The following is a 23573-nucleotide window of genomic DNA, read 5'->3' on the forward strand; positions in this document are numbered from 1 at the left end:
CCCATGAATACTGATAATAAAACGATTAATAACGCCGAGTATTTTATTGAAAAAGAGCCTTATTACCAGCCCTCTTCCAATGAAATAGAAATATTTAATACTGCTTTAGCTGAAAATATCCCCGTTCTGCTTAAGGGACCAACAGGCTGTGGCAAGACACGATTTATGGAGTATATGAGTTGGTACCATAAGCGACCACTGATAGCCGTTTCTTGTCATGACGACTTAACTACATCCGATTTGGTTGGACGTTATCTAATTAAAGATAGCAGTACCGTCTGGCAAGATGGCCCATTAACTACCGCTGTGCGTAATGGCTGTATCTGTTATTTAGATGAGATTGTAGAGGCTCGCAAGGACACAACAGTGGTGATTCATCCACTCTGTGATGATAGGCGAATTTTACCCTTAGAGAAATTAGGACAACTATTGAAAGCCTCACCTGACTTTTGTCTGACGATGTCATACAACCCGGGCTATCAAAGCGCCGTTAAAGATCTTAAACCCAGCACACGACAGCGTTTTATCTCCATTGATTTTAGCTACCCTGCTGAAGATATTGAGAGTGTTATTGTCCATGAAGAGTCAAAACTAGACTTAAAGCAATGTGAACTCTTGGTTAAATTAGCCAATATGACTCGTAACCTGGTCGGCAATGGTTTAGAGGAAGGCGCCAGTACGCGCTTATTGGTGCATACAGCGAAACTAATTTACCGTGGGTTTGAGCCAAATATGGCCTGCAAGTGTGGGATCGCCGATGCCATTACCGATGATGATGACACCAAAACTCTCTTGCATGAAATGATTGATACGGTGTTTTAATCTCGACCGTAAAGCCGAGCTTATAGTGGGAAAGCCACCGTCTGTGCTGGTTTAAAAGATGCCAATGCCAATTTCTGCAGCCATTTTAGATCCCCGCTTCTTTTGGCTTTATGCTTAGCTTGATAGTAATACTTCATAAATTCATCATCGCTAGCGTGTAGCCATGATTCAGTCAAAGTTTGTACTTGTACAGATTCTCGACGGAATATTTCTTCAAATACAGCATCAACAATAAGCTCAAAGTCCGGTTCATGGGGAATTCGACTTTCCCCATATCCGCGACATACACCAATAATTGAGGCTGTAATAGCTTTGCTTGTCTGCATGCTAACGGGCACATTTCCCAGATCATCGGTGACGGGGAAAAAACAGTCTGAAAATGCTTGCTTTAAAATCCGCTTGTGTTTTATGACTGATAATCCAAACATGGCTTCTACTCCCTGTTGTGGTTTGTAATGTAAATCAAACTACAAAATCAAGTTATTAGCTGACTCAAAATTTTGTTGAGCAAATTCTGATAACCACTTCAACCGGGCACTATGTTCTATACCAGTAGATGCTTGCTTATGCCCTTCAAAAAAAGCACTGTCTTGTTGTTGAAACCAGTCATCTACTTTTGTTTGAACTTGTACAGATTCGCGTCGGTATATTTCTTCAAATACGGCATCGAGTATAAGGGCTCTAGATGATTTTTTGTGAACCTGCTGCTGGTCAAGATAAGCATCACATACCCCGACAATGGCACCATTAATAAATGCATCGTTTTGTATCTCTATAGGCACGTTACCTAATTCATCTTTGAGTGTCGCAAAACAATCAGAGAAGTTTTGTGTGAGTTCTCGTTTAAACTTAATGAGTTCCAGCCCAAACATGATTATTTTCCACCCTGATAAAGTTATAAGTTCCTTCACTATATACTTACACTATATAGGGACAGACAAGATGTATATACGTATCTGCCTCAGCTAAAAAATCCTTGTTTTATGTGAATTTCTTGTACACCGGCACAACAAACTTGCTTATTCTTTATGCTAAAATTAACTTATAGCTATATCAGGAAAATAAATAAGAGGCTAATCAGCAATGCAACTTCATCAGCTAAGGTATGTACGGGAAATAGTAAAAAACAATTTGAGTATTTCTGAGGCCGCAAAAGTATTAAAAACATCCCAACCGAGCGTTAGCAGTCAGCTTCAGCAATTAGAGCAAGAGCTCAAATTAAAAATATTTGAGCGTCGCGGCAAAAGACTGGTTGCTGTTACCCCGCTTAAAGAAACCATCGTTGAAATCGCCGAGAGGATATTAAAAGACGTCAACAATATTCATTGTCTTGCATCAGATAATCACAATGAAGCGAGCGGCACCTTATCGATAGGCACCACATTGACGCAGGCCTTATATGCACTCCCGTCTGCGATCAAAACTTTTTCAGAGCGTTATCCCAACGTACACCTTAATATGCTGCAAGGTACGCCAAGAGAAATCTCTGAGTTAGCTGCAGAAGGCGAGATAGATATCGCCATCGCGACTGAAGCTTTAGAACACAATTCAGCTCTCCACACTTTCCCTTGCTATGACTGGAACAGAACCATTGTGGTGCCAAAGAATCATCCATTAACTAAAGAAAAGATACTGACACTGGAAGCGGTATCAAAATACCCGATTTTGACCTATATGATGGATTACACAGGCAGAGCATTACAAGATGCCTCATTCAAGGAAAGAGGACTAGAACCTAATGTGATATTTACTGCAACGGATGCAGATGTCATTAAAACGTATGTGGGGCTGGGGATGGGGATCGGTATTATTGCCAGCATGGCGTTTAACACGAAAAAAGACACCCCTTTAGTTGGTCTTGATGCAAGCCATTTATTTAGACCAAGTACAACTCTACTCGGTTTTCGCAAAGGTGGTCATTTACGTGCCTATACTTATGCTTTTATTGAGTGTTTTGCTCCCCACCTAACACAAGCGGCCATTCAAGCGAGAACGAGTGAAGCCTAACCGCCTCGATATATCAGCAGTTTTTTCGGGACAAAGCCTAGATACATTATTTAAGGGGGCTGCACCGCATCTACGGTGAGGTAAAAGTGGCTGCGCCCCCTATATTAACGCTGTTACTGCTAAAAACTTTATCAGCAATAATTTATATAAAATACATTACAATATTATTGTAAGATATTGTTTATTAATTGTTTATTTGTAGTAATAATTTCCCTCACACGTCATACGTCGACGCAGACACATCTCCACCCCGCCCCGTCCAATTAGTATGGAAGAACTCACCACGAGGTTTATCTAGTCGCTCATAGGTATGAGCACCAAAGTAATCACGTTGTGCCTGCAATAAGTTTGCGGGCAAACGTTCGCTACGGTAGCCATCATAAAATGACAATGCACTACTGAATGTCGGCGCGGGCACACCTAACGCTACTGCCGTTCCCACCGCTTTACGCCAGCCGGGTAAAGCCTGGGTAATAGCGCCGATAAAGAAGTCATCCAACAGCAGGTTTTCAAGTGTCGGGTTTACATCAAAGGCATCTCGGATTTTGCTTAAGAACTGGCTACGGATAATACAACCGCCGCGCCACATCAACGCAATCCCACCATAGTTGAGTTCCCAACCATAAATCTCGGCCGCTTCACGCATCAGCATGTAACCTTGGGCGTAAGAAATGATTTTTGATGCATAGAGCGCATCACGAATGGCATCGACCATCTCTTTTTTGTCACCGTCAAAGGTCGCTGAAATATCGGGTAAGACTTTTGAGGCACGAACACGTTCTTCTTTACGGGCTGACAGACAGCGGGCAAACACGGCTTCGCCAATCAATGTCAAAGGAATACCCAGATCTAAGGCATTCATGCCGGTCCATTTACCGGTGCCCTTTTGACCAGCCGTGTCGAGGATATGGTCAATCAGTAATTCACCATCGTCATCACGTACAGCCAAAATATCGCGGGTAATTTCAATCAGGTAAGAGTCGAGCACGCCTTCGTTCCATTCAGCAAACACTTGCTGAATTTCATCTCCCGTCATGCCCAGGCCTTCGCGCATCATTTGATAGGCTTCGCAGATCAACTGCATATCGCCGTATTCAATGCCGTTGTGCACCATTTTGACATAGTGACCGGCGCCATCATTGCCCACCCAGTCACAACAGGGTTCACCATCAACATGGGCAGCAATAGATTGGAAGATGGGTTTGATATGAGGCCAGGCAGCATGATTACCACCAGGCATCAGTGATGGTCCGTGACGGGCACCTTCTTCACCACCGGAGACGCCACTACCAATAAATAGAATGCCTTTTTTGTGCAGTTCATGAGTGCGACGGTCACTGTCGTTATACAGCGAGTTACCGCCATCAATAATAATGTCACCTTTGTCGAGGTAAGGCACGAGTTGTTCGATAAACGCGTCCACAACGGGGCCCGCTTTCACCATCAGCATGATTCTACGGGGGGCTTTTAAGCTCTCGACAAAGGCTTTCAGCTCGTGAAATCCGAGAATATTTGTCCCTTTTGCAGGGCCGTCGAGAAACTCATCGACTTTGCTGGTTGTGCGGTTGAAGACCGATACGGTAAACCCGTTATCGTTCATGTTAAGCACCAAATTCTGACCCATTACTGCAAGGCCAACTAAACCAATATCCGCCTTAGCGGGGTTGTCCACTTCACTCATAATTATCTACTCACCTTATTGTTTATGCGTTTAAAAATTTTATTGACTTGAAAGACATGATCTTGATGGGCGTTTCGCTGTTAGGTTTTGTCATGGCTCGTATCAGATTGGTTGGTTGTTTTGGAAGCTTATGCAGGCCTCTTTAAATACGACTGATCCTTAAATTTTAGATCGATACAGCTTTTAATCTGATGATGACTACTTCTTTAAGCTTTTATTGATAGATATTTATATATGTATATCCTTTATACTAATATATAATTTTATTTGAAACTGAACCCTGTAAAGAGGGAAAGACCTGCTACATGCATATATTATGGTTGTTTTGGTGCTGCAGGCTTAGTTTAACTGGTTTCGTAACAGCAACAATAATATCGATACTATATTTATATATATAGATAAAACTATATAGGTATATATACCTAAATACTCACAATGACAAAAACACTAAACTAGAAATCGCAAGTCATATATAGATTTAAGATTTTCTTATATGTTTTGCTGATATCTGAATGGAGGGAAGACATAAGCAATTAATGAGAATCCGTTATCAAGCTGTGGTTAATGTGGTGGTCTTCCAATAGTTAAACTGAAAACCTTCATATCGATTTAATCAATATCAACCAGAAGACTAAATCATCAATCAACAGTAAAAATAACTATCTAAAAATCTATCTAACTTACCCCTCAATTTCATCGAAGTTGTTAAAAATTATTTAACTCGTAATTAGATAACAGGAGAGAAAAATGAAAGTTACTCAATTTCTTAAGAAAAAGCTAAAACCAACACTACGAATATTAAGTCCTATTCTAGCTAGCTCTGTACTCTTTATGGCAGCACCGACAGTTAGTGCTGACGAAACCTGTATGTCCCCTTACATGGCTAAAATTTCCGGTCAGGAAGATTTTGTTTATGTTTGGACTTTAGGTGTTGAAGGTCTGGGCGATGGCCAGGATAAATTGGTGACAGTATCCGTAAACCCAGAAGCTGATGATTACGGTAAAGTTCGTCACGTTACCTCAGTTGGTGGTCGAAACGAAGCGCATCACTCAGGTTTTACTGATGATCGTAAATACCTGTGGGCTGGCGGTTTAGATACCAATAAAATCTTTATTTTTGATGTTTACTCAGATCCTGCAAAACCAACATTGGTCAAAACTATCGATGACTTTGTTAGTAAAACAGGTGGTGTTGTAGGCCCACATACTCCTTACGCTCTACCTGGTCGTATGCTGTGGACTGCATTATCAAACAACCAAGACCATGGTGGTCGTACCGCATTGGTTGAATACACCAATGAAGGCGAGTACGTCGATACCTATTGGATTCCTACCGATGACAACCTGCAAGGTGCTGAAAAAACAGGCCAGTATGCGGATGGTTACGGTTATGACATCCAGGTATTACCACGTCGTAACATGATGCTGACTTCGTCGTTCACCGGCTGGTCAAACTACATGATGGACTTTGGTCAAATGCTGCAAGACAAAGAAGCCATGAAACGTTTTGGTAACACCATGGTGGTTTGGGACTTACACACACGTCAGCCTAAACAGGTTCTTGATGTTGAAGGCGCACCATTGGAAATCAGATGTGCTTGGGGTGCAGAAAATAACTACTGCTTCACTATCACTGCCTTAACAGCTGAAATTGTCTTGATTGAAGAAGATGACAAAGGTGGCTGGAAAGCAGAGGTTGTTGGCACTGTAGCTAACCCTTCAGATGTACCATTGCCAGTTGATTTCTCAATCTCGAGTGATGATTCCATGATTTGGGTAAATACATTCATGGACGGTACAACTCGCGGTTACGACATTACCGATCCTCACAATCCAAAACTGGCCCATGAGCAGTATATTGGTGAGCAAATCAATATGGTCTCATCAAGCTGGGATAACAAACGTTTGTACTACACCACTTCGCTTTTGGCTAACTGGGACCATAAAGGTGAAAAAGATGTTCAGTTCATGAAACTGATGCATTGGGATCCAGAAACCAAAACAATGGAAGAGCAATTCCATATTGATTTCTATAAAGAGAAATTAGGTAGAGCTCATCAAATGCGTTTTGGCGCGTATTCACTGTATGGCAAACAAGCCAAACATGAAAGTGATGCTGACGCTCAATTAGCATTGACCCAAGAGAAGTAGTTCAAGGATAGTTCACCATGACACATCTAAAGAAAATAACATTAGGCATTTTTTTCAGTATAAGCCTCTCGACTAATGTTCAATCGTTTGATGGGGCTGCAGGCCCACAGACCATATTGCCTGCACCCGGTTATGGTGAATTAGACTTTGAGGCACCCCGTGCAGGTAGCTATAAGCTACCTGTACTGGGCTATGCCAAAAATGCAAAAGTCATTGATACCAATAATGAAACCGTGTCTTATCACGAAATGTTCAGAGGCAAATACACGCTACTGAACTTTATGTATACCCGCTGTGACGATTTAAATGGCTGTCCATTGACCCATGTCGTTTTCAGCCGAATTAAGGAGCTTGCCAAGCAAGACCCTACTGTCGCTCAAAACTTACAAATGCTGAGCATGAGTTTTGACCCGACCTATGACACTCCTGAGCACTTAAAAAAACTTGAGAGTGGTTTACATGATCAACATATGGATATGGACCATTCCTCGGGTCATGACGGTCATGATATGCAGCATGGTGATCACCAAATGCATCATGAGCCAGAAACTGACACCGTAAACTGGAAATATCTCACCACACACTCTGAAGAAGAGCTGTTCCCGATTTTGGATGACTATGGTCAATCAGTGATTCCCAAGTCAGATGACGCCGGTGACGATGACGGTAATTTCTCACACATCTTACGAGTATTTTTAATCGATCCGGATCTGAAAATACGCAATATTTACAGCGTGTCATTTCTCCACCCAGACATCATCATTAATGATCTTAAAACCTTGATGATGGAATACGGTGTCGATGAAAGTAACGCTCAGAACCAGCACCTGCAAAATATTCGTATTGGTGCAGGAGACTCCAAAGCGGGTTATGAAAGTAAAAACTACATTACTAATTCGCTGAGCATTCAAAACCGTCAAGGTAAAGAAACCGACCTACTCAAATTTGTAGAAAACCCACCTCTGGGTTTACCTGAAGTGCCGGTACCGGCAGATAACCCAGTGACCGAAGCCAAAATCAAACTGGGTAAAAAGTTATTCTTTGACCGACGCTTGTCACTTAATAACACGATTTCCTGTGCAATTTGTCATGTTCCGGAGCAAGGCTTTACCAATCATGAAATATTGACTGCGGTAGGTTTTGAAGGCCGCTCAGTAAAGCGAAATGCACCCACTATCTATAACACGGCTTATTTCAAAAAGTTATTTCATGATGGTCGTGAAACATCATTGGAGCATCAGGTATGGCAGCCCATGCTGGCGCGAAATGAAATGGCCAACCCCTCATTTGGAGTGGTGATCGAAAAACTACGCAATCTAGAAGATTATGTCGGATTATTTGAAGCGGCATTTGATGGGCAACAAGCCAGTTTTGAAACCATTCCTAAAGCGATTGCATCGTATGAGAGAACATTAAACTCAGCTAATTCACCTTTCGATCGCTGGTATTACGGTAAGGAAAAGGATGCGATGCCGCCATCCGCCATTCGGGGTTTTGATCTGTTTGCCGGCAAAGCACAGTGCATCGCCTGTCATACCGTTACCGAAAAACATGCTCTCTTTACCGATAACAGTCTGCATAACACAGGCATCGGTTGGGAAAGAGCGATGAGAAAAGATCCTGAATCACAACGCGTTCAAGTGGCGCCTGGTCGTTATGTGAATGTTAAAAATGACATTATTAAATCCGTTGGTAACCAACAAGAAGGTGATCTGGGTCATTATGAAGTTACGCAAGACCCGGCAGATCGTTGGAAATACCGCACCCCAAGTTTACGCAATGTCGCTCTCACTGCTCCCTATATGCATGATGGATCCCTAGGTACATTGGAAGAGGTTGTCACTTTTTATAATGAGGGCGGCATCAAAAATGAAATCCAATCTCCACTCATTCAACCACTAAACCTGACTAGTGCTGAGATGGAAGATCTGGTGGCATTTTTAAAATCACTGAATGGCGATAATGTGGCCGAAATCATTTCAGACTCCTTTGCCACACCGATTGGCGATCACTCAAAAAACTAAGTCAGAGGCTCATATGATGAAACTTATTCTCTCAACTTTATTACTCTCGACATCCGTGTTTGCAGCCAATGACATGATAATGACTGCGGTAACGCCGAATGAACAAGCTAAGAACTTTACACTTGAGTCTCCTTCTGGCGCGACTATCAGCCTATCGGATTATTCCGGTAAATATGTGCTGGTTAACTTCTGGGCACATTGGTGCTCACCCTGCATCAAAGAATTTCCGGACATGCAGAAACTGTATGACGAATCAGACAAAACACAGTTTGAAATCATCGCAATTCATGCTGGCCCGTACAATTCGGAGGCAGCACAGTTTGTGAAGCACTTTGGTATTAGTTTCCCTATTGTCAGCGATCCGGATACCAGTTTAAAAGGCTGGGATATACCCGTTCTGCCTATGAGTTACTTAGTCGATCCGGAAGGTAATGTGGTTTACAAAGCGATGGGACCAAGGGAATGGAACGTCGAAGATATCCAACCACTGATATCTAACTAACTACGACACAAATATTGAAGGCTCAACCTAGGATATACATATGTTTTTCAGACAACTATTTGATAAAGAAAGCAGTACATTAACGTATGTTATTGCTGACTTAAAATCATCAGAAGCGGCGATTATTGACCCCGTTAAAAGTGAAATAGAAACCTATATAACCTTGCTCGCTGAATATGGACTCAGCTTGAAGTTTTCTCTAGAAACACATGTACACGCGGATCATATTACTGCGAGTGGTTTACTGCGACAACGTTTGAACTGCCAAACTGGTGTCAGTCACGCTTGTGATGCCAAACTGGCCGATATCCAAATACGAGAGTGTGACAAGTTTCGGCTGGGTGACAATGAAACCATTACAGCCATTGCGACTCCGGGACATACCGCAGGCAGCATGTCTTTCATATGGCGTGACAAGCTCTTTACCGGTGATAGTTTGTTAATCAATGGCTGTGGCCGAACAGACTTTCAAGGTGGTGACGCCGGTACGCTGTATGACAGCATCACACAAAAGCTATTTAGCCTGCCAGATGAAACACTGGTTTACCCAGGTCACGACTATAAAGGCTTTAGAGTTAGCTCAATACTTCAGGAAAAGCAGCTCAACCCTCGCCTATCGACTAACTCACGCGAAGAGTTCATCACCATGATGAATAATTTAGACCTGCCGAAGCCGAGACTGATTGATATTGCTGTTCCCGCTAATCGCTACTGTGGTATCGACGAAGACGATGCAATACAAGCTTCTGATGTGAATTTAAGTATTAACACCGGCAGACTATTAACCTCAAATCAGTTAGTGGCACAAATAAAAACTGAAATCTCAGAAATCACGCCTTCTGACGTCGAAAGTATGTTGAATCAGGATGACGTGATCCTTATCGATATTCGTGAACCCAATGAGTACGAGGAGAGTGCTATTCCTAATGCTCACTTTTTACCTCGTGGCGTGCTTGAATTCAAAATCCTAGAGCTTGAAAAAGTGTTAAACCCCCAAAACAAAATCATCTTGTACTGTCGTTCGGGAAACCGTTCTGCTCTAGCCGCAGCAAGTTTGACCAAAATGGGGTTCAGAAACGTTTTGTCAATGAGTGGCGGTTATGAAGCCTGGAAAGAATCAAATCCTGCTTTATAAACAATTAACGGGAGAGAGATAAATATGAAAAATAACCATTATAACGTTGTCGTTGTTGGCGGTGGCGCAGCAGGAACGTCAGTCGTCAATGACTTAAAAAAACAAAATTCATCCTTAGATATTGCGCTTATCGAACCTTCCAGTGAGCACTATTATCAGCCTGCGTTTACTTTGGTAGGTGGCGGTGCTTACAAGTTTGAAAATACGCTTCGTCAGCAAAAAGATCTGCTCCCTGAGGGTGTGACATGGCATAAAAATTATGCTGCTTCTTTTTCACCTGATGAAAATAAAGTCTATTTAGATACAGAGTGTGAAATCAGCTATGACTATTTAGTTGTTTGCCCTGGTCTACAACTAGACTTCCACAAAATTAAAGGTCTCGAAAGTACTTTAGGCCAGAATGGTGTTTGCTGTAATTACTCACCCAAGCATGTCGAATACACTTGGCAAATGGTTCAAAAAATCACCTCAGGAAGAGCCTTGTTTACACAACCGCCGATGCCAATAAAATGTGCTGGGGCGCCGCAGAAGGCGATGTATCTGGCGGCAGATAATTTCAAGAAAAATGGTTGTCTTAAGAATATCAGTGTGGAGTTTTTCAACGCTGGCCCCGGAATGTTTGGCGTGCCATTTTTTGCCAAGGAGCTTGAAAAGGTCGTGGCAGGCTATGGAATCAAAACGCATTTCACCTCTAATTTAGTTGAAATTGATGGTCCAGCCAAAAAAGCGACTTTTGAAGTTAAGGATTCCCTAGGAAATACACAGCTCGTTGATGAACACTTCGATATGATTCATGTGACACCACCACAAAGTGCACCTGATTTTATTAAACAATGCCCCTTGAGTAATGAGGCTGGCTGGCTCGATGTGAGTCCGGAAACCCTGCAACATACTCAGTACGACAATGTATTTGGTTTAGGCGATGTGATTGGTACCACTAATGCAAAAACAGCTGCTGCTGTCAGAAAACAAGTGCCCGTTGTTGTCGACAATATTCTCAACCTTATCGACAAACACCAGCTCAGCGCTAAATACACCGGCTATGGCTCTTGCCCTCTGACCACCTCACTTTCGACTGTGATGCTGGCTGAGTTTTCCTATGGTGGTGAGGTCACGCCTTCTTTCCCCATGCTGGATCCACGAAAGAATCGTTATATCTGGTGGTTGGTAAAACGTATTGGTCTCCCTTGGTTGTATTGGGACATCATGCTCAAAGGGCGTCGTCTCGATTTACCTAGCAAGGCCAGCTATGCAAAAAAATACGTAGATTAAACATTAACTTAATTCAGGTGCCAACTTATTCATGTGGATAGTTCAGAGCCTTCGTGGCTACCTTTATCGTAATAATAAGACTAAAGACATATGCTAAAAGAAGCACCTGCCCTTTCCTTATTACAGAGACTCAAAAATGGGCTCCCTGTTTTGGACTGGATTAAGACATATAATCTACAACTGTTCCACAGTGATATATTTGCGGGCATTATCACGGCGATTTTATTGATCCCTCAAGGTATTGCTTATGCCTTTCTCGCAGGCTTACCCGCAGAGGTCGGTATATACTCAAGTCTTTTACCCGCCTTGCTTTATGTCGTTCTTGGCACCAGCCGTGTACTTTCGGTCGGTCCGGTATCTATCGCAGCTATTATGGTTGCCAGCGCATTAGCCTCACCCGAGGTAGTGGCGATAGGGACACCAGTCCAAAATGCCATGATCTTAGCGCTTGAAGGCGGTCTAATCCTCTGTCTTATGTCGATGCTTAGAATGGGCGGACTCGTGCACTACATCAGTCAACCCGTTTTAACCGGATTTACTACGGGCGCAGCCATCATTATTGTCTTTAGTCAGTTACCCAAAATGCTAGGCCTGGATCTAACGAGCTGTGAATCGCTACAGGCATGCTTTATAGATCCAAGCATACAAATCAATACTGCAACCATGGGATTGGGGCTGCTAGCAGTTGCCCTACTATTTTTAATGGGCTCACCGCTCAACTTCTTGTTAAGTAAACTGAAAGTCAAAAAAACCATTGCTACAGCTATCACCAAATCGGCACCGCTTTTATCCATTAGCCTAGGCATCATTCTGGTGACACAATTCTCATTAGATATTGAGCATCAGGTGGCGATTGTGGGCGAAATTCCTCAAGGGCTGCCAACTCCGAGCATTGAATTTCTAAATGTATCACTGGCGCATATGCTGGCCCTTTTGCCCAGTGCGTTTTTTATCAGTTTAATTGCTTATGTTGAAAGTGTCGCAATAGCTAAATTTATTGCTTCAGTCAGAAATGAAAAGCTAGATACAAACCAAGAGCTAGTTGGTCTTGGTGCAGCGAACTTGGCCTCGTCTTTTACAGGCGGTATGCCCGTTGCCGGTGGTTTTAGCCGAACCATGGTCAATTACGCGGCGGGCGCTCAATCGCAAATGGCAATGCTGATTGCTGTTATTGTGCTGGCAGCAGCCTTACTGAGCGTCTCACAAACTTTAGAATCTATTCCTAAAGCTGTGCTCGCTTCCATCATCATTATTGCGGTGGCCCCCCTTATTAAGGTGAAGGCCATCATAAGTACATGGAAGTCGGATAAAGCGGACGGTATCAGTCAGTTAGTTACGTTACTTGGCGTGTTAATTCTCGGTATTGAAGAAGGCATTGTGCTTGGCGTTGTAGCCACTATCTTCAGCTATATGAGAAGAACAAGTAAACCTCATATTGCAGTCGTTGGCAAAATTCACGACACCGACCATTTTCGTAATATCAAACGACATAAAGTGCAGACATGGGAAGACTTACTATTGATACGGATAGATGAAAATATCACGTTTGCCAATATCAACTATATTTCTGAATTTATTGAACATGAATATCAACTGTACAGTCCGAAACAAATCGTGCTGATATTTTCATCTGTGAGCTATATTGATACAACGGCTGTTAGCTATTTCCGCCAATTAATATCCAATTTAAAACAGCAAGGCACAACGCTTAATCTGGCAGAGGTGAAAGGGCCTGTTTTAGAAATACTTGAAAAAATAAATTTTGTAAGCGACCTATCACCGGGGAAAATATTTTTCCAGACATCTGATGCTGTAAAAAGCTTTGTTAAGTAAAACATCTATTTACTTATCTGCAGCCAACTATAATAAAGTGTTTTCTCAAAACAAATAAAAAATTTGCATCGAATTATCGATGGCACTCATAAATGTTAAGGTTAGCCAATCTGTTCGTGCAGCAGGTTGATGGTTTACACTACGGCAAGATTTTCATCAGCTGGTAATCTGCTAAATGTCATCAGCCCATCGCTATTACAAACTTAATTTGAAACATTCATAAAGTTAAAAAACACATGTTCAGAGAAACAAACAGCCGCTCGATCGTTAAAGGAATCACATGGAGAGTACTCGCCACTACGACTACAGTAATTATAGTCTATGTGTTTTTCGGAAGATTAGATCTCGCTATTGCTGCAGGTATTCTTGAGAGCGTACTGAAAGTAGCATTATATTGGGCCCATGAACGTGGATGGCATAAAATAAGATGGGGACGAAAAAGAATTTCGCCTTTTAACTTATGGTTTACAGGACTGCCATCATCAGGCAAAACAACCATCGCCGATGCAGTATTTGTCGAATTAGAAAAGCTACACATCCCACTTGAGCGAATAGACTCGAAAGATATACGCGATTTAATACCGAATATTGGTTATTCCAGAGAAGAACGAAATCGTCATCTAAAAAGAGTCGGACATCTGATTCAAACACTACAAAATAATTCGATTTCGACTGTTGCCTCTTTCATCAGCCCCTATCGTGAGTCGAGAAAAGCATTAAGAAAAATGGTACACAACAACATTGTTGTGTATATCAAGGCAGATATTGAAACCTGTAAAAAACGAGATACTCACGGAAATTATGACAAAGCGCTTGCAGGTGAATACCCTAATTTCACTGGGATAAGCGATGTATATGAAGAACCCAAACATGCCGAAATCATCATTGATACTGACTTATTAAGCGTTGAAGAAGCGGTAAAAATAATCACTAGCTACGTAAAGAAACATTACATTAAATGACTTACAGACCAGCCGGGCCCCGACTATTGCCCTGCTGGCAGACACGCACAGGCTTAGTTCAGTGAAGGTCATATGACCTAGCGCCATCCTTATCGCAATAAATTCAATGTCAAAAATGCTACATTGAATTAGCTATAAACAAACAGACCAATGTCAACGTGGCGAAAATTTTCAATAAAGTCATGGCCATTATGTAGTATTACGACACACTGCTAACTGATATTTTTTGACATATTACAGACGGCATAATAACGCCTATAATCAAAATGGCAGGCCTTAATGGAGATAATAAATGACGTTATTTTTCACGCTAAAACAATGTTCTCTCGGGCATGTGCTGATCGCGCAATCGAAATTAGGCATATGTGCAGTACTGCTTGGCGATGAAGTTGAACCGCTGATTTTAGAGCTTAAAAGTCAGTTTCCCCAAGCTGAATTAATTGCTGCAGGTGAAGACCAAGAGCGTATTGCCTCAGAAGTCATTAGTCTCATTGAAGATCCTTATACTAAGCATGACCTGTCACTGGATATTCACGGGACAAAATTCCAACAACATGTCTGGCAAGCCTTACAGAATATTCCACCAGGCAAAACCGCTACGTACACTGAAATAGCGCAACAAATTGACTCACCGCATGCGGTCAGAGCTGTTGCCAATGCTTGTGCGGCTAACAAATTGGCGGCCATTATTCCCTGTCATCGGGTTATTAGGAAAAATGGTTCACTTTCCGGTTACCGTTGGGGCATGGAACGAAAGCGACAATTATTAGCACGAGAAGCACACGGAGCTTATAAGCACTGATTCAAGCGCTTTTACTGAAGACAAGTCAGCTTACACCTCTTTGGGTTTCTTCTTTGTAAATAAACCCGAGTAATACCATACCTAACAATACTGTTATGGCGGCTAACCACAGCGCGCCAGTGTACGTGTGTGTAATTTTGGAAATCTGTGCGGCAACAGCCGGCGCAATAATTTGTGCAATGCCATAGCAGATCGTCAGCTTTGCCATCGCTTTGGCCGGGTTTGCAGGAAATTTATGGCCCATGTAGACCAACATCATACTGACAATGCCAGCAAATGTTGCCCCGAACAACAAAGCGCCAATAATATTCAGGCTTAGTGTCGAACTGGTAGCTGGAATTACAATTGAAAGTAATAACAGGCCGTAACTCAAAATAAGTGCTTTCACCTCACCTATTCGTGTCGAAATTTTATCCCAGACAATGCATGAAGGCACAGCGGCGATACCTAAAACTACCCATATCCAATCGCCTTTGCCTCGAAGCTCTGGCATGTTTTCAAGTATCGCGACAATAAAGGTGGCGCTGATCACATACCCTACCCCCGCACAGGAATAGGCTGCAATCATCAAATTCATCCAGCGCTTTGATGGCTGTTTGACGGTATCAAAATGCTTATTTGATGTTCTATCTGGCGCCGGCATCCAAAACCAGGCAGGGACAAAGAAGAGGAGCCCAAAAAAGCCCATGATGATCCACTGTAAGGCCCAACTGTAGTGTTGATTCATAAATACGATAAGCAGTCCCGGTATCGCGATACCTAAGCCGAGCCCTGAAAAGTGTAGCCCGAGCTGTGCTTTGAATCCCTGCTGTTTGAGCCAACTCATCACAAACCCGGCGGCAAGAATAATTCCTGCGGTGCTGGCCAGGCCTGCTAATAATCGTAACAAGCTCCAAATCACAATATCCGTGGTCATACCCATCGCCACAGTTGTGACAAAAGCTACAATCAGGTTCACCCGGTAAAATTTAAATTTAATCTGTAAGTCATTGATTTGTGAGATTAGTAATAGGCCAATTAGATAACCTAAATAATTAAACGTCGCTAACCAGCCACCATAGAAAGTATCAAGCTCAGTTTGCTCAAGCATTAGTGGCAAAAAGGGTGTGTAGGCAAAACGTGCAATACCAACGCTAAGGATCAGTGCTGAAATACCGGCTAGCAGGACTTTGATTTTTGTTGTATCTGGCATTTTGATAAGGGTTCGTGAAATGTAGTGTCACTATCCCTGATCACGTTCGAAATTGAAACTCACTACGCAGTGAAAAACTGTCCGGGATGATTACTGTGACTGCTGTTGTGCGAGAGAAAAGGTTTCTAACCACTTTTCTTTACTCAATGGCTTGTAGAAGAAATACCCTTGGATAAAATCACAGTCTTTTTTATTGAGGTAGTCGACTTGGCATTGATGTTCAACGCCTTCTGCTACGACATCTAAGTCCATCGCTTTTGACATGCTGATGATCGTTTCAACAATCGGATAAAAGCCTTTTTCATCAACAACATCATCGACAAATGACTTGTCAATTTTAATCTCATCAATTGGCAGTTTATGAATATATTTAAAGTTGGAATGGCCTGTGCCAAAATCATCGACTGAGAGACTAAACCCCTGCTCTTTAAGCATGAATAAAATGGTTGTGACCATGTCTATGTTTTCAGCAACCACTGATTCAGTGATTTCAAAAGTAATTCTGTTGGGTTCGATGTTATAGTCGCGACAAATGGCTACGATATTTTCAATCAAATGACTGTCAGCAAGTTGCCTTAAACTCAGATTGATTGATACACACATCTCCCGACCTGTTTGACTCAGCTCGGAAAGAGCCATGCAGACTTGCTTAACAACGAAATAGCCGACTTCGATGATGGCGCCGGTATCTTCGGCCACATAAATAAAATCACCCAAATTAAGTGGACTGAAAAACTCATCCTGCCACCTTAGCAAAGCTTCCGATGAGGTCACTTTGCCATTCAGTGCGACTTTGGGTTGGTACACAACGCTGAGTTTCGATTCATCGACTTTATCGAACAATGACTGAGACAACTCAGCCATCTGCGAGGAAACGCCATAGTTTAATTTCTCAATAAAGCGGATCTGTCCCGAATAGCCTTCCGCCTTATTTAGTTTCAATGCACCTTCGAGCATTGAAACTAAGGCTCCACTTTTCAATATATCAATATTAAAAAGACTGCTAACGGCTGATATCGACAAACGATGATTTAAGTCACTTGATAGCGAACTAATTAAGCGTTCAAATGCCACGTCGAGCGTCTTTTTGTAACGCTCTATTTGGTGGTTTGAGAGCGGTTTAATTGACTTTACTACAAACACATCACTGCCTATACGGTAAATTCGTATTTGTAAATCGCTTAGTGAGCGCCGAAGCTGTTTAGCCAGGCTTCTTATCAAATCGTTGCAACGTCTGTGGCCAAACACTGAATTAAGTTGGTGGAAGCGGTCAATATCTATCAAGCAGGCAAAAAAGCTTTTTTCTGTGCCTATCGCGACCATTTTTTCCGTATCAAGCTCTAGTGCTTCACGTGAATGCAAGCCACTAAGCGAATCATAGAGCGCGGCTTTTAACAATCTAGCCTGGGTTCGTTTTTTTTCAGAAAGATCACGAATCAAAGCGAGATAATGCGAGCCTTTATGGTCTGAATAATCCATCAGATTAATTTCTACCGTTACTTCAGCCCCTGTTTTTGTTATCGCTTCAACTTCCTCAATGACACCGACCATGGCATGTTCGCCGGTGAACCTATAGGTGGGGTTTGCTTTATCTTGAGTCGTTTGTTTGGCTTTCTCAGGTAACAGGATATTAATATCTCTGCCAATCAGCTCATTATCATTGTAGCCAAACAGGACATTACAATAATCATTAACCAACTGTATCTTGCCATCGGTATCACATATCACGACAGCCTCTGTCAGCATTGCCAGGATATTTTGGAAACGTAGCTCTAGCGACGTAAACTCTTTCTCACGCTTTGACATAGCCTGCGCTTCAAACAATTGACGTTGAGAGAGAATGTTTTTGACTTTGACCTGTAGTAGTGCATGGTCAACAGGCTTTACAACAAAGTCAGTAGCACCATGAGTCAGTGACTTCATCTGCGTTTCTGGGGTGTCGTGTGAGGTGATAACGATGACATTAGTCGTCTGAAGATCGGGGTTGTGATTGATCTCATTCATCACATCGAAGCCGTCAATATCAGGTAAACCAATATCCAGCAAGATGAGATCAGGAACAATGTCTCGCGCCGTAGCTACAGCGCTTTGTCCTGATGTGGCCATGAATACAGCGCCCAGATCACGCAGGGCATGTTTCAGCTCACAGAGTAAAATGCGGTCATCATCGACAAGTAAAATTTTCACTCTTTAAACCTCTTCTTCCTGATAAGGTTGAGTTGTTTATAAGATGTAAACACTATACGGTTTATCAACCATCGAGGCGAATCTATTAACTCATCCGGCAATACATAACGATGTTAGTTTTTGATTCTATCTTTACTATTCAGCATCAAGCCTCTCTTGATAACTAATAACGACATTGTCAGTTTGGTTGATGTTTTAACGCTAACCGATCCTCAATACTTCTCAACTTTTCATACGCTTGAGATTCATCGTTGATGTTCTCTACCAGCCCTCGGTGGATGGCCACCGACACCGCTTCCTGATTGTTAAAACGTGCGCCATCTTTAAAAATAAGGTCAACCAGTTCTCTGGCCGGCATATCAAGATAAATCGCGAGGTTTTGAGTTTCCTTAGAGAAGAACTGTAAAACATCCGGATGGGAGTGCTTCACGGTCAAAATGGCGAGATTATCGATTAATACCAGCTCATAACGCATTTTCTCAGAGAGCCCGTTATCCTGAACAAACCGTAAACTGGTCAGTCCTGTCAGCTCATAAAAGGCATTTTGCACTTTCACTGAGGGGGCTTGTCTGTCTGCAACCAGTACTTTCAACCATTTCAGACGATGTCTGGCGAGTGTAATAATGCTCTGCTCCAGCAAGATGTAACTCCTTCCATTGCTTCACCCATAGTTAGAGTTCACACCTTTTATAAAGTTTAAGCAACTGGTTTTTGTAAAACAGCTAACGCAGCAGATTTAATGAAAGGTTGTTATCAAATACTTTGGCGGCATTGTGCTCGCTATCTGAGCGGGTGAGATTTTTAACAATTGAAGATAAGATCTTGATCCCATTTCGTATTCATCGAATGGTGTCATCTACCCGCTTTACATTCCTATTTAATACATAGAGACTCTGGCGTGTTGAGTAAAAATTTTTACTTTGGTGCTTCACTTACTTTTTTAGATCGAATGCTTCTTATGCTGAAATATCTGCTGATTTTATCCTCCCTACTGCTATCATCCAGTGCGATAGCTGATGCTAATCAAACACTGATGAATGCGTCTCTACCGTTATTACCGACAGGGTCTGAAGCAAGTATTCTGGTTGTCGAGTCAAACACCAATAAAACCTTATTAAACCATCGCAGCGACACCCTACGTCCGCCTGCTAGTGTGCAAAAATTAGTTACTGCCTTAGCCGCCACACTTCAATTAGGCACGGACTTTACTTTTACTACTGATATTGAAGCCAAAGATCAGGATGTGATTTTTCGGTTTTCAGGTGATCCCAGTTTACGTCGAGATAACATTCGACAATTGGTCGCTAGGTTAAAACGTGATCGAAGTGTTATTCGAGGTAATGTCTATCTTAATGGCAGTGCCTTTAATGAATTTGAACGCGCCGACGGCTGGCCTTGGGATAACCTCGGAGTCTGCTACAGCGCGCCTGCGAGCTCAATATCATTAGACGACAACTGCGCTGTTGCCAAGATGGTTTTTAAAGATAAAGAAAGTACAAAGCTGGGGTTTGAAATCTCCCGTGATGCACCCATTAATATTATTGAAAACCTAGACTTATTGGATGGTCTTGAAAAGCGTTACTGCAACTTCAAATTGCTCGCTGACAATACCAATCAATTTAAACTGGGGGGCTGCATTGGCCGACATGAAATCCCTCGTTTTTTGAGCTTTGCTATTCAAAATACCGAACTTTATGTCGCAGAAATGATCCGACGTGAACTTGAGCATGCAGGTATTGAATTACAGGGCAATATTATTCGTAATGACCGAGCCGAAGGTAAAGTTATTGCCCGTCATGAATCAGCCTCTTTACCGGTTTTAATCGATGAAATGGTGAAAGACTCTGACAATCTAATTGCCGATAACCTGCTCAAAACCATCGGCCGTCATTATTTTAACGAACCAGGGAGTTTTGATAATGGTGTTGCCGCGATAAAAGCGGTGTTGAAACAACAAGCAGGGATTGATTTTTCAGCGGCTGTCCTCGCTGATGGTTCGGGTTTATCTCGCAATAACCGTATGACTACGCATCATATTATGCAAATCTTGCAATATGTATACAGTCACCCTGAATTAAACTTGATGGCGGCGATGGCTGTGTCGGGAAAAAGCGGTACGCTTCGTTACCGATATAGTCTTCGCACTGATGAATTAAGAAACAATGTAAAAGGCAAAACGGGCTCGTTGTTTGGCACATTCAACATCGCGGGAGTGTTAACTGCCAAGACGGGTAAAGACCTGCTGTTTGTGCAATTAGTCACTAATTATCATCACCCTGATTTTCACCGCCATGAAAAGCGCGAAATTCGTCGATTTGAACGAAAACTCTACCAATCGCTGTACAGCAATAACTAGATAGCCCGATGAATGACAGATTCGCATTCCCTAGTCTGGAGATGTAAAATTCAGCGCTTCTGACAATTCAAGTTTTAGTGGAATTCAATCATGGCGCAATACGTATACAGTATGGATCGCGTGGGCAAAATTGTACCGCCCAAACGCGAGATTCTAAAGGACATCTCCCTCTCCTTCTTCCCCGGTGCCAAAATCGGTGTGTTGGGTCTTAACGGCGCCGGTAAGTCGTCTTTGCTTCGCATCATGGCGGGTATTGACCAAGATTATATTGGCGAAGCGCGTCCGATGCCGGATATTAACGTTGGCTATCTACCGCAAGAACCCCAATTAGATGACAATAAAACCGTTCGAGAAGTGGTTGAAGAAGCTGTTTCAGACGTCAAACAAGCACTGACTGATCTGGATGCCATTTATGCAGCTTATGCGGAACCTGATGCTGACTTTGATGAGTTGGCGAAACAACAAGCCAAGTTAGAAAACCTGATTCAGGCGAAAGATGGCCACAACCTAGAAAATGCTCTGGAACGCGCTGCTGATGCCCTGCGTTTACCGCCATGGGACGCCTCTGTCTCAGTCTTATCCGGTGGTGAACGACGCCGTGTCGCATTATGTCGTTTGTTACTGGATCACCCCGACATGTTGTTGCTTGATGAGCCAACAAACCATCTTGATGCTGAATCCATCGCTTGGATAGAACGTTTTCTCCAGGAATATCCTGGTACGGTCGTTGCCATTACCCATGATCGCTACTTCCTTGATAATGCAGCTGGTTGGATTTTAGAACTGGATCGCGGTCGCGGTATTCCCTATGAAGGCAACTATTCTTCATGGCTGGAACAAAAAGAGAAGCGTCTTGCACAAGAAGCCAAAGAAGAGGCTTCACACCGTAAAGCTATTCAGGCAGAGCTGGAATGGGTTCGCCAAGGCGCTAAAGGTCGTCAGGCCAAGTCAAAAGCGCGTTTGAAGTCGTTTGAAGAAATGAATTCACGCGAATTCCAAAAACGCAATGAAACCCAGGAAATCTATATTCCACCTGGTCCTCGTCTGGGCGATAAAGTCATTGAACTCAATAACGTCACCAAATCATACGGTGATAAGTTACTGTTCGAAAACTTGAGTTTATCCATTCCAGCCGGTGGGATCGTGGGTATTGTCGGCGCCAATGGTGCGGGTAAATCTACACTGTTTCGTATGATTTCAGGTGAAGAACAGCCAGATTCCGGTGAGATTGAGTTAGGCAGCACGGTTGAGCTGGCTTATGTTAATCAAGCACGTGATTTGGACGGAAGCCGAACAGTATTTGAAGAAATTTCTGATGGTGCTGACATTATTACCGTCGGGAACTATCAAACGCCTGCTCGCGCTTACTGTGGCCGCTTTAACTTTAAAGGATCAGATCAACAAAAGTTTGTTAAAGACTTGTCAGGCGGTGAACGTAATCGCCTTCATATGGCCAAGCTGTTGAAATCTGGTGGCAATGTGTTGCTACTTGACGAACCGACAAATGATCTTGACGTTGAAACCTTACGGGCATTAGAAGAAGCACTATTAGCCTTCCCCGGCTCTGCCGTAGTGATTTCGCATGACCGTTGGTTCTTGGATCGTATCTGTACGCATATCATCGCTTATGAGGGTGATTCTTCAGTGGTATTTTTTGAAGGTAACTACGCAGAGTATGCTGAAGATTACCAAAAACGCTTTGGTAAAGATCACCAGCCAGAACGCATTAAGTACAGACCAATAAGTTAAAACCGTCATTTTGTCTTCTGATGCAGTAATTATCAGATTCATGTGGTCTAGATTATGTTGCTGTTGAATTTAGCAGTGACACACCATGCTATATCTTGGTTAAAGGTTGGATGGTACCGCGTGTGCCATCCTTTTTTTTGAGTGTGGTTATGAAGGCATCTCAGACAGCACGACTGAAACTTCGTTGCCCTATCGCATTGGGTCGTGAACACAACATCACCATTCCGGATGGCTGGTTTAATCTGGTTTTCGAGATGTGTGAGCAAATAGAAGATATTGCTCAACAAATTAACCTCAAAAAACGTCAACGGATGTTTTTGCCCAGAATCGTTTTCATAGAAGAACACATGGGGCGGATCTCTTGTGATGTCATTAACAGCAATCAAGACATTGCTGACATTATCAAAAAGGCGCAAATGGATTCCGTGAAACGCTGTATGTATTGCGGAGACACCGCTAATCAATTCCGTCAGGGACGTTATTTAGTGACCTGCTGCGCCAAACACCGACGCGGGATATTAGGTTAACCGTTACTGTTGGTTTTTAATGCAGCTTGCAAAAACCAGATCTTCAACTTCCGTTTCTGTTTTATCTGGTGGGAATGAGAAAGCCAGGTTAATAGCCAGATCAATCGTTCTGAGAAAGTCCAGATTAGCAAATTCTGAGGGTGTTTCGGACTCGAGTTGCTGCTGTGTTTTACCTTCAAGTCGTTGTGCATAATAATCACCAGTAAGACCGGCGATTAACTCGCACTGTTTGTTTTCTGCTAGTAGTGTCGCACTATGACTAACGCTTAATAAAGTGATAAAAAACAGACTCGACTTGATCATAGCTGTACCTCAAATAATAAATGCCATAGCAACTGACCGCAAAAACACGCTGAATATCCACGCATGGG

Annotated in this window: 20 protein-coding genes; 13 read left to right on the forward strand and 7 right to left on the reverse strand. The window is 42.6% G+C overall.

Going from position 1 to position 23573, the window contains the following annotated elements:
• The first annotated feature begins 3 nt into the window (after window positions 1-3).
• Complete coding sequence (locus MDMS009_RS01455) at window positions 4-822, forward strand: CbbQ/NirQ/NorQ/GpvN family protein (RefSeq protein ID WP_008289952.1); 819 nt, start codon at window positions 4-6, stop codon at window positions 820-822.
• Window positions 823-842: 20 nt separating this feature from the next.
• Here the strand turns inward: MDMS009_RS01455 and MDMS009_RS01460 are convergent, their stop codons facing one another.
• Window positions 843-1250 carry a hypothetical protein gene (locus tag MDMS009_RS01460; RefSeq protein ID WP_008289881.1) on the reverse strand — a complete coding sequence of 136 codons (408 nt, stop codon included), beginning with the start codon at window positions 1248-1250 and terminating at the stop codon, window positions 843-845.
• A 39-nt stretch (window positions 1251-1289) separates the two neighbouring features.
• On the reverse strand, window positions 1290-1694 hold the full coding sequence (locus MDMS009_RS01465) for a hypothetical protein (RefSeq protein WP_008289947.1): 405 nt from the start codon (window positions 1692-1694) through the stop codon (window positions 1290-1292).
• A gap of 211 nt (window positions 1695-1905) precedes the next feature.
• On the opposite strand from MDMS009_RS01465, the gene MDMS009_RS01470 reads away from it, so the two are divergent.
• Window positions 1906-2829, forward strand: a complete 924-nt coding sequence (locus MDMS009_RS01470; RefSeq protein ID WP_008289908.1) for a CysB family HTH-type transcriptional regulator — start codon at window positions 1906-1908, stop codon at window positions 2827-2829.
• A 214-nt stretch (window positions 2830-3043) separates the two neighbouring features.
• Here the strand turns inward: MDMS009_RS01470 and gnd are convergent, their stop codons facing one another.
• Window positions 3044-4510 (reverse strand): decarboxylating NADP(+)-dependent phosphogluconate dehydrogenase, encoded by a 1467-nt coding sequence (gene gnd / locus MDMS009_RS01475; RefSeq protein ID WP_008289984.1) that lies wholly within the window; start codon window positions 4508-4510, stop codon window positions 3044-3046.
• An 831-nt stretch (window positions 4511-5341) separates the two neighbouring features.
• On the opposite strand from gnd, the gene mtoX reads away from it, so the two are divergent.
• The 8 genes from mtoX (at window position 5342) to MDMS009_RS01515 (ending at window position 15191) form a co-directional block, all read left to right on the forward strand.
• Window positions 5342-6661: a methanethiol oxidase gene (gene mtoX / locus MDMS009_RS01480; RefSeq protein ID WP_237700448.1), complete on the forward strand. Its 1320-nt coding sequence runs from the start codon at window positions 5342-5344 to the stop codon at window positions 6659-6661.
• A 17-nt stretch (window positions 6662-6678) separates the two neighbouring features.
• Window positions 6679-8685, forward strand: a complete 2007-nt coding sequence (locus tag MDMS009_RS01485) for a cytochrome c peroxidase (protein WP_008289834.1) — start codon at window positions 6679-6681, stop codon at window positions 8683-8685.
• Window positions 8686-8698: 13 nt separating this feature from the next.
• On the forward strand, window positions 8699-9187 hold the full coding sequence (locus MDMS009_RS01490; RefSeq protein ID WP_008289928.1) for a TlpA disulfide reductase family protein: 489 nt from the start codon (window positions 8699-8701) through the stop codon (window positions 9185-9187).
• Between the two features lie 40 nt (window positions 9188-9227).
• Complete coding sequence (locus tag MDMS009_RS01495) at window positions 9228-10322, forward strand: MBL fold metallo-hydrolase (protein ID WP_008290076.1); 1095 nt, start codon at window positions 9228-9230, stop codon at window positions 10320-10322.
• A gap of 24 nt (window positions 10323-10346) precedes the next feature.
• Window positions 10347-11594 carry an NAD(P)/FAD-dependent oxidoreductase gene (locus MDMS009_RS01500; protein WP_008290066.1) on the forward strand — a complete coding sequence of 416 codons (1248 nt, stop codon included), beginning with the start codon at window positions 10347-10349 and terminating at the stop codon, window positions 11592-11594.
• Between the two features lie 90 nt (window positions 11595-11684).
• Window positions 11685-13427, forward strand: coding sequence for a SulP family inorganic anion transporter (locus MDMS009_RS01505; protein WP_043887722.1), 1743 nt, complete (start codon window positions 11685-11687; stop codon window positions 13425-13427).
• Between the two features lie 236 nt (window positions 13428-13663).
• Entirely contained in the window at window positions 13664-14389 is a 726-nt protein-coding gene (gene cysC, locus MDMS009_RS01510) for an adenylyl-sulfate kinase (RefSeq protein ID WP_008289993.1), read from the forward strand.
• Window positions 14390-14681: 292 nt separating this feature from the next.
• Window positions 14682-15191, forward strand: a complete 510-nt coding sequence (locus MDMS009_RS01515) for a methylated-DNA--[protein]-cysteine S-methyltransferase (protein WP_008289883.1) — start codon at window positions 14682-14684, stop codon at window positions 15189-15191.
• 25 nt (window positions 15192-15216) lie between these two features.
• Here the strand turns inward: MDMS009_RS01515 and MDMS009_RS01520 are convergent, their stop codons facing one another.
• From MDMS009_RS01520 to MDMS009_RS01530, 3 genes are all read right to left on the reverse strand, one after another.
• Window positions 15217-16383 (reverse strand): YbfB/YjiJ family MFS transporter, encoded by a 1167-nt coding sequence (locus MDMS009_RS01520; protein WP_008289870.1) that lies wholly within the window; start codon window positions 16381-16383, stop codon window positions 15217-15219.
• Window positions 16384-16473: 90 nt separating this feature from the next.
• Window positions 16474-18570, reverse strand: a complete 2097-nt coding sequence (locus MDMS009_RS01525) for a putative bifunctional diguanylate cyclase/phosphodiesterase (RefSeq protein ID WP_008289935.1) — start codon at window positions 18568-18570, stop codon at window positions 16474-16476.
• A 178-nt stretch (window positions 18571-18748) separates the two neighbouring features.
• Window positions 18749-19210, reverse strand: a complete 462-nt coding sequence (locus tag MDMS009_RS01530) for a hypothetical protein (RefSeq protein ID WP_008289913.1) — start codon at window positions 19208-19210, stop codon at window positions 18749-18751.
• A gap of 318 nt (window positions 19211-19528) precedes the next feature.
• On the opposite strand from MDMS009_RS01530, the gene dacB reads away from it, so the two are divergent.
• The 3 genes from dacB (at window position 19529) to MDMS009_RS01545 (ending at window position 23202) form a co-directional block, all read left to right on the forward strand.
• Window positions 19529-20926 (forward strand): D-alanyl-D-alanine carboxypeptidase/D-alanyl-D-alanine endopeptidase, encoded by a 1398-nt coding sequence (dacB, locus tag MDMS009_RS01535; protein ID WP_008290085.1) that lies wholly within the window; start codon window positions 19529-19531, stop codon window positions 20924-20926.
• A gap of 90 nt (window positions 20927-21016) precedes the next feature.
• On the forward strand, window positions 21017-22675 hold the full coding sequence (gene ettA / locus MDMS009_RS01540; RefSeq protein ID WP_043887723.1) for an energy-dependent translational throttle protein EttA: 1659 nt from the start codon (window positions 21017-21019) through the stop codon (window positions 22673-22675).
• 149 nt (window positions 22676-22824) lie between these two features.
• Complete coding sequence (locus MDMS009_RS01545) at window positions 22825-23202, forward strand: hypothetical protein (protein WP_008289843.1); 378 nt, start codon at window positions 22825-22827, stop codon at window positions 23200-23202.
• 3 nt (window positions 23203-23205) lie between these two features.
• Here the strand turns inward: MDMS009_RS01545 and MDMS009_RS01550 are convergent, their stop codons facing one another.
• Window positions 23206-23505, reverse strand: coding sequence for a hypothetical protein (locus tag MDMS009_RS01550; RefSeq protein WP_052298136.1), 300 nt, complete (start codon window positions 23503-23505; stop codon window positions 23206-23208).
• Between the last annotated feature and the right edge of the window lie 68 nt (window positions 23506-23573).

Source organism: Methylophaga thiooxydans DMS010 (assembly GCF_000156355.1).
In the GTDB taxonomy this organism is placed as follows: domain Bacteria; phylum Pseudomonadota; class Gammaproteobacteria; order Nitrosococcales; family Methylophagaceae; genus Methylophaga; species Methylophaga thiooxydans.

What these genes read in the sequence shown, in the direction of transcription:
- gnd (WP_008289984.1), bottom strand. Translation starts at nt 4,510, where the DNA reads ATGAGTGAAGTGGACAACCCCGCTAAGGCGGATATTGGTTTAGTTGGC.
- ettA (WP_043887723.1), top strand. Translation starts at nt 21,017, where the DNA reads ATGGCGCAATACGTATACAGTATGGATCGCGTGGGCAAAATTGTACCG.
- MDMS009_RS01490 (WP_008289928.1), top strand. Translation starts at nt 8,699, where the DNA reads ATGATGAAACTTATTCTCTCAACTTTATTACTCTCGACATCCGTGTTT.
- MDMS009_RS01470 (WP_008289908.1), top strand. Translation starts at nt 1,906, where the DNA reads ATGCAACTTCATCAGCTAAGGTATGTACGGGAAATAGTAAAAAACAAT.
- MDMS009_RS01515 (WP_008289883.1), top strand. Translation starts at nt 14,682, where the DNA reads ATGACGTTATTTTTCACGCTAAAACAATGTTCTCTCGGGCATGTGCTG.
- mtoX (WP_237700448.1), top strand. Translation starts at nt 5,342, where the DNA reads ATGGCAGCACCGACAGTTAGTGCTGACGAAACCTGTATGTCCCCTTAC.
- MDMS009_RS01465 (WP_008289947.1), bottom strand. Translation starts at nt 1,694, where the DNA reads ATGTTTGGGCTGGAACTCATTAAGTTTAAACGAGAACTCACACAAAAC.
- MDMS009_RS01455 (WP_008289952.1), top strand. Translation starts at nt 4, where the DNA reads ATGAATACTGATAATAAAACGATTAATAACGCCGAGTATTTTATTGAA.
- MDMS009_RS01505 (WP_043887722.1), top strand. Translation starts at nt 11,685, where the DNA reads ATGCTAAAAGAAGCACCTGCCCTTTCCTTATTACAGAGACTCAAAAAT.
- MDMS009_RS01495 (WP_008290076.1), top strand. Translation starts at nt 9,228, where the DNA reads ATGTTTTTCAGACAACTATTTGATAAAGAAAGCAGTACATTAACGTAT.
- MDMS009_RS01485 (WP_008289834.1), top strand. Translation starts at nt 6,679, where the DNA reads ATGACACATCTAAAGAAAATAACATTAGGCATTTTTTTCAGTATAAGC.
- MDMS009_RS01545 (WP_008289843.1), top strand. Translation starts at nt 22,825, where the DNA reads ATGAAGGCATCTCAGACAGCACGACTGAAACTTCGTTGCCCTATCGCA.
- dacB (WP_008290085.1), top strand. Translation starts at nt 19,529, where the DNA reads ATGCTGAAATATCTGCTGATTTTATCCTCCCTACTGCTATCATCCAGT.
- MDMS009_RS01500 (WP_008290066.1), top strand. Translation starts at nt 10,347, where the DNA reads ATGAAAAATAACCATTATAACGTTGTCGTTGTTGGCGGTGGCGCAGCA.
- MDMS009_RS01460 (WP_008289881.1), bottom strand. Translation starts at nt 1,250, where the DNA reads ATGTTTGGATTATCAGTCATAAAACACAAGCGGATTTTAAAGCAAGCA.
- cysC (WP_008289993.1), top strand. Translation starts at nt 13,664, where the DNA reads ATGTTCAGAGAAACAAACAGCCGCTCGATCGTTAAAGGAATCACATGG.
- MDMS009_RS01520 (WP_008289870.1), bottom strand. Translation starts at nt 16,383, where the DNA reads ATGCCAGATACAACAAAAATCAAAGTCCTGCTAGCCGGTATTTCAGCA.
- MDMS009_RS01550 (WP_052298136.1), bottom strand. Translation starts at nt 23,505, where the DNA reads ATGATCAAGTCGAGTCTGTTTTTTATCACTTTATTAAGCGTTAGTCAT.